11 protein-coding genes are annotated in these 12,812 nt (G+C 44.2%); 5 read left to right on the top strand and 6 right to left on the bottom strand.

Going from position 1 to position 12,812, the window contains the following annotated elements; all coding sequences use genetic code 11:
* Positions 1-126: 126 nt before the first annotated feature.
* The 6 genes from PSH54_RS01595 to PSH54_RS01570 form a co-directional block, all read right to left on the bottom strand.
* The gene (locus tag PSH54_RS01595) at positions 127-861 is read right to left on the bottom strand and encodes a DUF5020 family protein (RefSeq protein ID WP_273605297.1); all 735 of its coding nucleotides are present in this window, start codon (positions 859-861) and stop codon (positions 127-129) included.
* 30 nt (positions 862-891) lie between these two features.
* Complete coding sequence (locus tag PSH54_RS01590) at positions 892-2,268, bottom strand: uracil-xanthine permease family protein (protein WP_054981699.1); 1,377 nt, start codon at positions 2,266-2,268, stop codon at positions 892-894.
* Positions 2,269-2,346: 78 nt separating this feature from the next.
* The gene (locus tag PSH54_RS01585) at positions 2,347-3,414 is read right to left on the bottom strand and encodes a BMP family ABC transporter substrate-binding protein (protein WP_248532348.1); all 1,068 of its coding nucleotides are present in this window, start codon (positions 3,412-3,414) and stop codon (positions 2,347-2,349) included.
* A 67-nt stretch (positions 3,415-3,481) separates the two neighbouring features.
* A complete protein-coding gene (locus PSH54_RS01580; protein ID WP_055255491.1) occupies positions 3,482-4,408 on the bottom strand; it encodes an ABC transporter permease in 927 nt (308 codons plus the stop codon).
* A gap of 2 nt (positions 4,409-4,410) precedes the next feature.
* Positions 4,411-5,514 carry an ABC transporter permease gene (locus PSH54_RS01575; protein WP_273605296.1) on the bottom strand — a complete coding sequence of 368 codons (1,104 nt, stop codon included), beginning with the start codon at positions 5,512-5,514 and terminating at the stop codon, positions 4,411-4,413.
* Positions 5,511-7,070, bottom strand: coding sequence for an ABC transporter ATP-binding protein (locus PSH54_RS01570; protein ID WP_273605295.1), 1,560 nt, complete (start codon positions 7,068-7,070; stop codon positions 5,511-5,513). Before PSH54_RS01570 ends, PSH54_RS01575 begins: the two co-directional genes overlap by 4 nt.
* 200 nt (positions 7,071-7,270) lie before the next feature.
* Here PSH54_RS01570 and xdhA point away from each other — a divergent pair, with 200 nt between their 5' ends.
* Genes xdhA through uraH form a run of 5 tightly spaced genes read left to right on the top strand, consistent with a single transcriptional unit; the run spans position 7,271 to position 12,811 of the window.
* Positions 7,271-8,770 carry a xanthine dehydrogenase small subunit gene (gene xdhA, locus PSH54_RS01565; RefSeq protein WP_273605294.1) on the top strand — a complete coding sequence of 500 codons (1,500 nt, stop codon included), beginning with the start codon at positions 7,271-7,273 and terminating at the stop codon, positions 8,768-8,770.
* Entirely contained in the window at positions 8,757-11,096 is a 2,340-nt protein-coding gene (xdhB, locus tag PSH54_RS01560) for a xanthine dehydrogenase molybdopterin binding subunit (RefSeq protein ID WP_273605293.1), read from the top strand. The genes xdhA and xdhB overlap by 14 nt, the downstream gene beginning before the upstream one ends.
* A complete protein-coding gene (gene xdhC / locus PSH54_RS01555; protein ID WP_054981693.1) occupies positions 11,089-11,979 on the top strand; it encodes a xanthine dehydrogenase accessory protein XdhC in 891 nt (296 codons plus the stop codon). The genes xdhB and xdhC overlap by 8 nt, the downstream gene beginning before the upstream one ends.
* Positions 11,976-12,476: a 2-oxo-4-hydroxy-4-carboxy-5-ureidoimidazoline decarboxylase gene (gene uraD / locus PSH54_RS01550; protein WP_273605292.1), complete on the top strand. Its 501-nt coding sequence runs from the start codon at positions 11,976-11,978 to the stop codon at positions 12,474-12,476. Before xdhC ends, uraD begins: the two co-directional genes overlap by 4 nt.
* Positions 12,473-12,811, top strand: a complete 339-nt coding sequence (uraH, locus tag PSH54_RS01545; RefSeq protein WP_138576547.1) for a hydroxyisourate hydrolase — start codon at positions 12,473-12,475, stop codon at positions 12,809-12,811. The genes uraD and uraH overlap by 4 nt, the downstream gene beginning before the upstream one ends.
* The last annotated feature ends 1 nt before the right edge of the window (position 12,812 follow it).

The raw sequence follows: 12,812 nt of genomic DNA, 5'->3' as shown, positions 1-12,812 counted from the left end.
CTTAATCAATTAAGCTGCAGTTACTCCAGTGCTATTATTAACAATAAGCCAATTTTATTGCGTTTAATGTACAAAAAAGGCTGCATTAACTAGCAGCCTTTTTTGTATTCTGTAACGCTTAAAGTTTTAAAAATGCCATTTAACCATCAAATTTGGGTTGTGCTCTGTTTGACCATCTACACCAAACTTATTTTTCCAATATACGTATTCTATACCTACATCAAGGCGACCTGTGTCTAGGCCAAGCATAGGAGCAATGTTGTATTTAAGTTGTGAGGTAAAGTTAAAACCGCCTTCGCTTTTACCAAACATAGTGTCGGTACTGTCAACAATATCTAAAAAGCCATCGTATCTAAAGTTACCCTTGTTATAGCCCCACGTTACGGTTATTTGGTTGTTATCTTCACGCTCTATGCCAATATCGTCCTGAAAACGACGGTAATAAGCCACATTAAAATATTGGAACCCTGGTACATCTAACGATACGCCGCCACCTAATAAGTAGTTATTTTGATCGGTATCGCCCGAGCCATATTCTGTTTGTAGGCCTAAAAACACCTCTTTAACAAAGCTGTTTTGTGGCTTGTAAAGCGTTGGGTTTATGTTTAGCTCTCCGTATACTTCATCTGGGTTGCTTAATCTATCCATAAAAAAGAAGGTACCGCCCCATGTATGCCCCGATGCATGCTCAATGGTTACTACGCTTCTGTCATCTTCCTCCCCCGAGAACGGCTCGAGGTAATCGGCGCCGGTCATGGCGGTTATACTAAAATCTGACCACAGCTCTTTTGCCGACACACTACTTGAACACACCGTGATAGCACTGACTAAGGCTAATTTTTTAATTGTTGTAATTTTCATTGTTAATCCCTTTGTTATAATTTTATTAGTCTAGTTAAGATGATCTGTACTTGCTGAATAATTTTCTGGTAAAACAAGCGTCATAACGATGGCTGTTAAACCCGATACCGTTACAGCGCTGCCAAAAATAGCGGTTACCAGCTTAGGCGCATTTATAAACATTTCGGGCACAAAGCTAACCCCTAGCCCCATACCTAAGCTCACCGCAATAATAAGTAAGCTACGACGATTTATTTTTTCGCTTGCAAGAATTTTTACCCCTGCGGCTGCTACTGTGCCAAACATGACAAGCGTTGCACCGCCTAGCACTGGTTTAGGAATATTTTGTAGCACGGCACCAATCACCGGAAATAACCCTAAAATAATCAAAATTACACCAATCCACAGGCCAATGTATCTACTTGCTACACCGGTTAATTGAATAACGCCGTTATTTTGGCTAAAAGTGGTATTAGGAAACGTATTAAATGCGGCAGCAATCATTGAGTTAACCCCATCGCCTAAAATACCTCCGCGTATACGCGCTAAATAGCTTGCGCCTTTTACCGGTAATTTAGACACTGCGCAGTTAGCAGTTATATCGCCTGTGGATTCAATGGCGGTAATTAGGTATAAAAAGCTAAAGGCAATCATGGCGCCAAAATCAATGTTAAAGCCATATTTAAAGGGTAATGGCATGGCGATTAAATCAAATTCGCCCATTTTAAATTTGGCTATACCTAAAATAAGTGCAAGTAACCACCCTACTAACATGGCAACGACTACAGCGGTAAGCCTTACCCACTGATTTTTGCTAGCATTTAGTAATACCACCAGCGCCACCACCGAAAAACCCACAATTAAGTTGCTTGGCGAGGCAAACTTTTCAGGCATATTAGTTAATAACCATTGCCCGCCGCCTATGTCGGTCATACCTACTTTAATAAGGTAAACCCCAATGGTGGTGATCACCACACCGGTCACTACAGGCTTAATTACTTTGCCAAGTTTTTCTATAAAAAAGCTAATAAATATCTCTACAAAGGCTGCTAAAAAACACACAGCAAAAATGGTGGCAAGTACTTCATCGTTTCCGCCTCCAGTGGCTTTTACGGTAAAACCGGTTGCCAAAATAGTGCCTAAAAACGCAAAACTGGTGCCTTGTACGCAAATAAGCCCTGAGCCAATTGGCCCCACACGGCGAGCCTGAATAAATGTACCAACCCCCGATACAAACAACGCCATACTAATTAAATACGGTATTTCGCTACCAAGCCCCAACACGCCACCAATAATAAGCGTGGGCGTAATAATACCTACAAAACTTGCCAGTACATGTTGCAGGGCAGCGAAAAAAGATTCGGTCAGCCCTGGTTTATCATCTACTGCGTAAATTATGTCTTCTGAGATTGCTTCTTGGTTTGACATAGTCAACATCCTTTTAGCGCTTTAATATGGGCAAGGTATAAATGCCTTGCCCAGGTTTTAATTTAAATACAGTGGCGCTTATTTAAGCTGCCCTTCAACACCCTCTACATAAAAGTCCATACCCAGTAAGGTTTTATCATCAATTGTTTGCCCCGCTTTAGTTACCAGCTCACCTTGCTGATTGTTAATTGGGCCACTAAATGGATGAAACTCGCCGTTGGCAATTTTGGTTTTAATCGCCTCTACCTCGGCAACAACATTGGCAGGAATGTCTTTACTCAACGGCGCTAAGCGGGTCATACCGGCATCTATGCCTTTCCATACATTTTGCGATTGCCATTTATCGTCAAGTACTTGCTGCACGCGCTCGGCGTAAAACTCATCCCAATGATGCACTGGCGCCGTAAGGTGCGCTTTTTTACCATAGCCGCTCATATCTGAGTGGTAACCAATGGCGTATATTCCGGCGGCTTCTGCGGCTTGAAGTGGCGCAGGCGAGTCGGTATGTTGAGTAATAATATCAACACCTTGGTCGATTAAACTGTCGGCAGCTTCGCGCTCTTTACCAGGATCAAACCAGCTATTAACCCACACTACTTTTACTTTTGCGTTAGGTTTTACTGAGCGCAGGCCTAAAGTAAACGCGTTAATACCGCGTATTACCTCAGGAATAGGAAACGCGGCAATATAGCCAATACTGTCAGATTTACTCATGTGCCCAGCAATAACACCGGTTAAGTAGCGCCCTTCGTAAATACGGTCAAAATAAGTGCCCACATTTTTAGCGCGTTTATAACCTGTTGCATGCTCAAACTTTACGTTAGGAAAACGTTTAGCCACTTTAATGGTCGGGTTCATGTAGCCAAACGAGGTGGTAAATATTAAATCGTGCCCGCTTTTGGCTAGTTGTGTAATAACTCGCTCTGCATCGGCGCCCTCTGGCACGCTTTCTACAAAGGTGGTTTTTATTTTTTCGCCAAATTTATCCTCTAAGTAGCGGCGGCTTACATCGTGGGTGTAAGTCCAACCAGCTTCGCCAATCGGGCTTACATATACAAACCCTACTTTTACGCTGTCTTTTGCCATTGCACTCGCGCTTAACCCTAAGCTAAGTGCTACGCCAAGCGCTGTTATTAGTTTTTTCATTGTTATTCTCCGTGTTGTATTTTTAATATCCTGTTGAAGGCTTATTGTTACTCTTTGTATAAAATTTTTAATGGCCCTTATGCCAAGGCTTACCTAGCCACATGGGTTCGTACATTTTTAGTTTTTGTTTATTTTTACTTAGCATAATCAGTACTATAAGCGTTGCACCATAAGGCAGCATGGCCAGTAAATTAGAATCCACCGCTAAGCCAAGCGCCTGTGCCACTAAGTGCATAATGCTGGCAAAACCAAATAAATAAGCGCCGAGCATTACCCGCTCAATTCGCCAACTTGCAAATACCACTAAAGCCAGTGCTATCCAGCCACGTCCCGAGGTCATGTTTTGTGTCCAAAGGGGTGTGTAAGCAAGCGACAAGTACGCCCCTGCAATACCCGCCATTGCGCCGCCAAACATCACCGCTAAATAGCGAGTACGCATTACAGGCAAGCCTAAGTTATTACCAACGCCTGGGTTTTCACCAATAGCGCGTACCGCAAGCCCTGCCTTGTGGTATTTAAAAAATAAATAAGCGCCAAGTACTAATGCCCAACTTAAATACACAATGGCGTCTTGCGAAAACAATGCTTTGCCCAGTAGCGGAATATGCTCAAACCCTGCAATTGCTAAAGTGGGTAAGGCATTAATGGTTTTACCCTCGTAATCAACGCCTAAAAATGCCGACAAGCCCGTGCCAAAAATAGTTAGCGCTAACCCCGCAGCCACTTGGCTAGCATTTAAATTAAGTGCTACAAACGCAAATACTAACGACGCCATAACCCCCACAAGCGCAGCCACGCTAAAGCCTATAAAGAGGTTGTCGCATTGGTACATGGTTATAAACCCTGCCACCGCGCCTAATAACATCATGCCCTCTTGCCCAAGGTTAAGTGTGCCGCTTTTCTCGCATACCATTTCACCTAGAGCCACCAGCAATAAAGGCGTGCCGGTGCGAATAGTGGCGTATAAAATATTTGTGATTACCTCTAATTCCATGTTTAAGATTCCTGTGCGATGGGTGTTAGCTGCGTTTTTTGTTGTGTAAATGGCAGTAACAATTTAATGCGATAACCAATAAGCACATCGCACGAGAGTAAATAAAATAGCATTAAGCCCTGAAAAATACCGGTAATGGCATTGGGTAGGCCAATTTCTATTTGCGCCATTTCGCCGCCCATATAAATAAGCCCCATTAACAGCCCTGCTAAGGTAATACCAAGCGGATGTAAGCGCCCTAAAAAGGCCACAATAATTGCGGCGTAACCATAACCGGGGGATATTTGCGGCACTAATTGCCCTATAGGCCCAGCCACTTCGCCAGCCCCTGCAAGCCCAGCTAACCCGCCACTTATTACCAATACACCAGCAATTAAAAGCGCACGTTTATAGCCCGCCATTTTGGCCGCCGATGCATCAAGCCCAAGTACTTGAATTTGAAAACCCACAAAGGTTTTACTAATAAACACCCATGTGGCACACAGCGCTAGTAGCGCAAATGCAAGCCCTAAATGAAGGCGAGTACCCTCAAATAAAACTGGTAGTAAGGTGCTATCGCCAAATAAGGCGCTTTCAGGAAAGTTATAACCGTATGGGTCTTTTAATGGCCCGTGTACTGACCACAGCAACACATTAACGGCAATGTAATTGAGCATAATGGTGACTAAAATTTCGTTGGTGTTTAAACGTAATTTCATAAAGGCAGCTAAGCCTGCCCACAGCATGCCACCGGCAATACCTGCAAGTAATGTAAGCCCTAATGCAAAGGAACTTGTAGAGTCAACAAAGTTAACAGCTACGGCACTGGCGCATACGCCGCCAATCATTAGCTGCCCTTCAGCACCTATATTCCACACCGACGCCCTGTAACACAGCGCTAAACCATAGGCACATAATAAAATTGGAATGGTCATTACTAATAGCTCGGTAACGCCGTACCAGTCAGAAATAGGCGCTATGAGTAAGGTATATAAGGCATTAATCGGGTCGTGCCCTAATAAGGCAAACACCACATAACCTGTTATTAAAGTGAGTAAAATGGCTAAAACAGGTGAAAGATAACTCCATGTGTTTGAGCGCTCTACGCGGGGTTCAAGCTTTATCATGCCGGCGCTCCTTGCGGTGTTATTTTTGCTGTGTTGTTTTTAAGGTCGTGATTAAAATCGCCCGCCATCCACTGTCCTAATTGCACAAGTGGTACACAGTCGGTATTTAAAATAGGCGAGAGTTTGCCATCACAAATTGCCCCAATACGGTCACAAATTTTATAGAGCTCGTCTAAATCTTCTGAAATAACCAGTACTGCACAACCTTCGTCGCGCAGCGTTAAAATTGCCTCGTGAATGGCAACTTGCGCGCCAATATCTACACCCCATGTTGGGTGTGACATAACCAGTAATTGTGGGTTTTGCTCAACCTCTCGGCCAATAATAAACTTTTGCAAATTACCGCCCGAAAGGCTTGCTGCGTGAGTACGGTTGCTGGGGGTTTTTACGTTGTATTTTTTAATGATTTTGTCGGCGAGTTGGCTAATTTTTTGTTTTACTAAAAAGCCTTTTTTAACTAAACCACTATCAAAACTGGTAAGGAGTGCATTGTGCGCTAAATCCATATCAGGGACTGCGCCGCGCCCTAGCCTGTCCTCTGGTACGCATGCAAGCCCGAGCCTGCGCCTTTTTAGAGGGCATAACGCATCAACAGCGGTATTTTTAAATTTTATTGCGTTGCTATTTTTTTGCGGCTCCTCTCCCGAAAGCGCTTTTAATAGCTCCTCTTGCCCATTACCGGCAACCCCTGCAATACCGACTATTTCGCCTTGTTGTACGGCAAAGTTAATATTTTTAAGCGCAATATCAAATAACGCCTGCGCACTGGTTGATAAGTTATCGACTGTTAAAAAATCACCTGTGCCAGTCGCTCTGCGCGTTTGGTTACTTATTGGTGTGCTATCGCCTACCATTAAGCGAGCTATTGATTCGCTGGTTTCGTTTTTAGGAATGCAATGCCCGCTTACCTTGCCAGCGCGCAAAATAGTGGCGCTGTCGCAAAGCGCAATAACTTCATGCAACTTATGGCTAATAAACAACACCGAGCAGCCTTCTTTTTTAAGCGAATGAAGGGTTTTAAACAATGCGTCTACTTCTTGCGGAGTGAGTACCGAGGTGGGTTCATCTAAAATAAGCAGTTGAATATCTAATAATAAACACCTGACTATTTCTACTCGTTGGCGCTCGCCCGTTGAAAGCGTAGACACCAACCTATGCGGGTCCAGCGGCATGCCGTACCTAGCCGATGTTTTACTAATTCTGCTGGCAAGTGTACTGCTATGCCCTGCTAAATCGCCCAGCGCTAACGCGATATTTTGCGCAACTGTTAGGGTTTCAAATAACGAAAAATGCTGAAACACCATACCTATGCCTAATTCGCGGGCATCGGCGGGTTCTTTTATGTCCATTTTGCGGCCATTAAAAAACATGTCCCCTTGGTCAGGTTTAACTACACCGTAAAGCATTTTCATTAACGTGCTTTTACCCGCGCCGTTTTCACCAAGCAGGGCATGCACCTCACCATGTTTTATTTTTATTGTTATGCCGTCGTTGGCTATACATCCGGGGTAGTGCTTTGTCATTCCCTGCATAGTAAGGCGGTATTTATTGTCCATTATTTAAACCTTTCTTTGTGCTTGTTGGTTAAATAAGCTAGCCTAGAAACTTAGCTGACCAAACGGTCAACAATGGCATGGTATCTGCAATTAACTTACCAAGATGAAAAAGTTTTTTTCTTACCTGCTTAAAAACAACAAGAAAAAATATACGCCAAGCCTTTACATATCAGGGCTTTATAAAAGTTAAGGGGGTCTGTGTGATTACGTTTTTATTAAATGACACGCCAATAGAAGTAGAAGAATGCGCGCCGAATCTCACCATTTTGGACTGGCTTCGCACCAAAAAAGGGAAAATGGGCACCAAAGAAGGGTGTGCAACAGGCGATTGTGGCGCATGCACAATTTTAGTTGGCGAAGAAAAACTAAATTCAAACGGTGAGCCAGTTTGGCACTATAAAACCATGAATAGCTGCCTGCTTTTATTAGGTAATGCACACGCAAAACACATAGTAACCGTAGAGGCTGTAACAACAGGGCTTTACCCTACACTTAACGATTTACACCCAGTGCAACGCGCATTGGTTGAGTGCCATGGTTCGCAATGTGGTTTTTGTACCCCAGGTATAATAATGAGCATGTTGGCGCTTTATATTAATAACCCGAGTTACCCAGGTAAAAAAGCCGCTATTCATGCGCTAGGGGGAAATTTATGTCGTTGTACGGGTTACAGCCCTGTTTTACTTGCAGTTGAAAAAGCTTATAGCTACGAGCGTAAAAATGAGCCTTACTCTGCCATGGCGGCACAATTTAAGGCATCACTAAATATAGGTAATGACATTCCTTGTTTAAAAAATGGACCTCGTACGTTTTATTTACCGCAAAGTGCAGCGCAACTTGTTGAGCTTAAAGCGCGTTACCCACAGGCACACTTGGTTGCTGGTGGCACCGACTTTGCCATTGAGCTTAGCCAAAACATGCTATTGCCCGATATTATTATATCGCTTAGCCAAACCAGTGAACTTTGCACTTTAACCGATAACAGCGGCGAGCTACATATTGGTGCAGCACTACCTTACAGCCAATTTATTGAAGCGTTTTACACTTACTACCCTGAGTCTAAAGAGCTGTTTGAACGCCTTGGCTCTAACCAAGTACGTAACAGTGGCACCTTAGGTGGCAGCATAGGAAACGCCTCTCCTATTGGCGATCCAGCTCCTTTACTCATTGCACTTAATGCCACTTTAGATTTATTAAGCGCAGCAGGCACACGTACAATAAACGTGGCCGACTACTTTGTTGATTACAAAAAGACAGTCATTAAAAGCGATGAAGTAATTAGCAAAATTACCGTACCTAAACGCCCAGACTCGTTAAAGCTTGCGTGTCATAAAATTTCCAAACGCTTTGAAGATGATATATCTACTGTGTGTTTAGTGCTGGCTATAGAGCAAACGCAAGGCGTAATTAGCAATGCCCGCTGCGCCATGGGCGGTATGGCTGCCATACCAAAACGCGCCGCGCACATAGAGCAAAAGCTTAATGCTCAGCCCTTGCAAGTAAGCACCTTTATAGATGCCGCTAGTGCTATAAATGATGACTTTGCTCCCATGAGCGATGTACGCAGCAGCGCGCATTACCGCACTACGGTAAGCAAAAACTTACTACAGCGTATTGGTATTGAGTTTTGCGGTGCACAGCCAAGCAGTAAAAATAATAACAACATTGCCATTACGAGGATTTCACATGCGTCACTTTGAAATGGATAAACTAAAAGCCCAAGGCGGAAGTGTTGGCCAATCTAAGTATCACGAAAGCGCTATAAAACAAGTATGTGGCAATGCAAACTACGCCGACGATAACCCAGAGCCCCATGGCTGCTTGCACGCCTACCCTGTACTTGCGCCCATTACCAGCGGCTTTATTAAATCAATTGATACAAGTAAAGCGCTTGAAGTGGCAGGCGTTAAGCGTATTTTATCGGCCGATGATGTACCCGGTAAGCTTGATATTGGCCCAGTATTCCCTGGGGATGTGCTATTAACCAATCACGAAATTCAATACCACGGACAACCTGTGCTGGTAGTGGTTGCCAAAAGCTACGCCATTGCGCGCCGCGCTGCTCGCCTAGTGGTTATAGAGTGCGAGCAAACCACCCCCATACTTGATATTAAAGAAGCGATTAAAAAAGAGCACTGGGTAAGGCCGCCACACTCACTTAACCGCGGTAATAGCGAGCAAGCCATAAATAATGCAGCCCACCAACTTAAAGGTGAAATACACATAGGCGGACAGGAACACTTTTACCTTGAGGGGCAAATAGCACTTGCTCAGCCCGACAACGATGGCGGTATTCATGTTCAATGTTCTACGCAGCACCCAACAGAGGTGCAGCACTTAGTTGCTAAAATTTTAAAAAAGCCATTTAGCTTTGTAAACGTAGAAACCCGCCGGATGGGCGGAGCCTTTGGCGGTAAAGAAACCCAAGGCGCGCCGTGGGCTTGCCTTGCAGCGCTTGCAGTTTACTACCTTGGCTGCGCCGTTAAAATGCGCCTAGCCCGCAGCGACGACTTTAAACTTACCGGTAAACGCCACCCATTTTATAACCAATACCATGTAGGGTTTGACGAAAATGGCCTAATTGAAGGCGCTGATGTAACCGTAAATGGGTTTTGTGGTTATTCACCTGATTTATCTGATGCTATTGTCGACCGCGCAATGTTTCATGCTGATAACGCTTATTACTACCCAGCTGCCACCATTAAAGGGAATCGGTGTAAAGTAAACACCGTAAGCCACACTGCATTTAGAGGATTTGGTGGCCCGCAAGGCATGATCATGGGCGAGCTGATAATGGACGATATAGCCGCTAAATTAGGTAAAGATCCGCTTGAGATCCGAAAACTTAATTTATACAAAAAAGGCCGCGACACTACGCCGTATCATCAAACAGTAGAGCAGCATATTTTAAAAGATATGATAAGCCAACTTGAGGAGTCAGGTGATTACTGGGCGCGAAAAAAGGCAATTAAAGCCTTTAACGCATCATCGCCTATTATCAAAAAAGGCCTTGCGATGACGCCGGTTAAATACGGTATATCGTTTACCGTACAACACTTAAACCAGGCGGGTGCACTCGTACATGTTTATAGCGATGGATCAATTCATTTAAACCATGGCGGCACCGAAATGGGCCAAGGGCTTAATACAAAAATAGCGCAAATAGTAGCCCATGGCTTTGGCGTTGATTTTGACGAAGTAAGCATAAGCGCTACTCGTACCGACAAAGTACCCAACACCTCGCCAACTGCTGCATCAAGCGGGACTGATCTAAATGGCATGGCGGCGCTAAACGCGGTAAACACCATAAAAGAGCGTTTAATAAACTTTATAAGTGAGCACTTTGAAGTAGACAGCCAAAGTATTGTATTTAAAGATAACCTCATTACTTTTAGTAACGGCGAAATTAGCTTTAGCGAACTTGCAAACCTTGCTTACATGAATCGTATATCGCTTTCATCAACCGGTTATTACGCCACGCCTAAAATTCATTACGATAGAGCGAAAGGCGAAGGCCGGCCATTTTTTTACTACGCTCACGGCGTAGCACTCAGTGAAGTAGAAGTAGATACGCTGACAGGTGAAAACACCGTAACCCGCGTGGATATACTGCACGATGTGGGCAGCTCAATTAACCCTGCACTTGATATAGGCCAAATTGAAGGGGCTTTTGTGCAAGGTATGGGCTGGCTTACCACCGAAGACTTACAATGGAATGATAAAGGCCAGCTTGCAAGCTTTGGCCCTGCTAACTATAAAATTCCTGCAATTGGCGATACCCCTGCCGAATTTAATGTAAATTTATATAACTCGGCCAATCCAGAAACCACGGTATTTAGATCAAAAGCGGTTGGCGAGCCGCCGTTTATGTTGGCCTTTAGTGTGTGGAGTGCTATTCGTAATGCCATAAGCAGTGTGGCCGATTACAAATACACCGCCCCACTTGATACACCTGCTACACCTGAGCGTGTATTAAATGCAATTGAGCAAACCGCTAGCTGGTTTAAGGAGCAGCAACATGGCTAATTTAAATGAGTCGTTTCAGGGTTTTCATACGCAAAATTGGGCGCAAGCTATAAACGAGCACGAACAAAGCGGCATTAATTATGTTATTGCCACGGTGCTTGGCACCAATGGCTCAACCCCACGTGGCACAGGCTCTAAAATGGTAATAAGTGGCGAGCACATTTACGACACCCTTGGCGGTGGACACCTTGAATACGTAGTAATAGAAAAAGCCCGCGAGCTACTTGCCAAGGGCGAGGCAGCGCAAGTGATAGAGCAATTTAACCTAGGCGCAAATTTAGGCCAATGTTGCGGGGGAGCTGCCACCGTTATGCTTGAGTGCATGCAATGCGAACGCTTTACCCTCGACATATACGGCGCAGGCCATGTAGCACAGGCGCTTATTGGTATATTGGCGCAACTACCTATGCGCATACGCTGGATAGATAGCCGCGCCGATGTATTCCCGCAGGTTATTCCTAATAACGTAATAAAAGTGGTTGACGAAGAGCCAACAGAGCAAGTTAAACGTGCGCCAAAGGCTAATAATTACTTAATATTAACCCATAACCACCAGCTCGACTTTGCACTTACACAAGCCATTATTAAACGCGCTGATGCTAATTGGCTTGGTGTAATTGGCTCAGATACTAAAGCAAAACGCTTTAAACAGCGCTTAGCCCATCGCGATTTTACCACCGAGCAAATAAAGCAAATGACCTGCCCTGTCGGGCTTGAAAATGTAACGGGCAAGCTCCCTATGGAAGTAGCAATATCAATTAGCGGGCAGTTAATTGGCCTTTATCAGGCTATGCAAACCCATGCGCCCAAACGCCAAGGCCTGCAATGGCGTGCACTTAAAAATGCCTTAATTAGCACCACGCACGAGGAAGAAAACGCATGAGTAGCTTAAAAATTAACGACCTAAATGCAGCGCAAGCGCATCAAGCATTAGAGCATTGCTGCGCCGCCCCTAACTGGGTAAGCGGTATGATAAATATCATGCCATTTGAAAATAAAGAGCACTTATTTAACAGCGCGCAAAGCGTATGGGATAGCCTAGGTGAGAGCGATTATTTAGCCGCTTTTGAAGGCCACCCGCAAATAGGCGATTTATCAACATTAAGTAAAAAGTACGCCGCTACAGCACAAAAAGCGGGGCACGAACAATCAGGAATGAGCAAAGCAAACGAGCAAACCCTTAAAAAAATGATTGCGCTAAATAAACAATACCTCAGTAAATTTGGCTTTATATTTATTGTGTGTGCCAGTGGTAAAAGTGCTGAGCAAATGCTTGAACTTATTGAGCAGCGCATACACAACACCCGCAGCACAGAGCTTAATATAGCCGCGGGCGAACAAGCCAAAATAACAAAAATAAGATTGGAGTCATTGCTATGAATAAAAGCCCTATCACTACCCATATTTTAGATACCAGCACAGGCAAACCGGCTGAAAATGTAGCTGTACAATTGTTTTTACTCACTAATAACGAGTGGCAATTAATTGCTCAAGGAAAAACAAATAGCGACGGGCGAATTACCGACTGGCTCAACACAGACGTAGAATTTGCAACCTATAAACTGGTTTTTGACTTAGATAGCTATTATGAAAACCAAGAAACACCTGCGTTTTACCCAGAGGCGCAAATTACCTTTAGATTACAAGATAAAAAACACCATCATATTCCGTTATTGCTTAGCCCATTTGGCTACTCAACGTACAGAGGCAGCTAAT

Source organism: Pseudoalteromonas sp. Angola-30 (genome assembly GCF_028599215.1).
Taxonomy (GTDB): domain Bacteria; phylum Pseudomonadota; class Gammaproteobacteria; order Enterobacterales; family Alteromonadaceae; genus Pseudoalteromonas; species Pseudoalteromonas atlantica.
This window is presented reverse-complemented; position numbering and strand designations above follow the sequence as displayed.

What these genes read in the sequence shown, in the direction of transcription:
- PSH54_RS01595 (WP_273605297.1), bottom strand. Translation starts at nt 861, where the DNA reads ATGAAAATTACAACAATTAAAAAATTAGCCTTAGTCAGTGCTATCACG.
- PSH54_RS01590 (WP_054981699.1), bottom strand. Translation starts at nt 2,268, where the DNA reads ATGTCAAACCAAGAAGCAATCTCAGAAGACATAATTTACGCAGTAGAT.
- PSH54_RS01585 (WP_248532348.1), bottom strand. Translation starts at nt 3,414, where the DNA reads ATGAAAAAACTAATAACAGCGCTTGGCGTAGCACTTAGCTTAGGGTTA.
- PSH54_RS01580 (WP_055255491.1), bottom strand. Translation starts at nt 4,408, where the DNA reads ATGGAATTAGAGGTAATCACAAATATTTTATACGCCACTATTCGCACC.
- PSH54_RS01575 (WP_273605296.1), bottom strand. Translation starts at nt 5,514, where the DNA reads ATGATAAAGCTTGAACCCCGCGTAGAGCGCTCAAACACATGGAGTTAT.
- PSH54_RS01570 (WP_273605295.1), bottom strand. Translation starts at nt 7,070, where the DNA reads ATGGACAATAAATACCGCCTTACTATGCAGGGAATGACAAAGCACTAC.
- xdhB (WP_273605293.1), top strand. Translation starts at nt 8,757, where the DNA reads ATGCGTCACTTTGAAATGGATAAACTAAAAGCCCAAGGCGGAAGTGTT.
- xdhC (WP_054981693.1), top strand. Translation starts at nt 11,089, where the DNA reads ATGGCTAATTTAAATGAGTCGTTTCAGGGTTTTCATACGCAAAATTGG.
- uraD (WP_273605292.1), top strand. Translation starts at nt 11,976, where the DNA reads ATGAGTAGCTTAAAAATTAACGACCTAAATGCAGCGCAAGCGCATCAA.
- uraH (WP_138576547.1), top strand. Translation starts at nt 12,473, where the DNA reads ATGAATAAAAGCCCTATCACTACCCATATTTTAGATACCAGCACAGGC.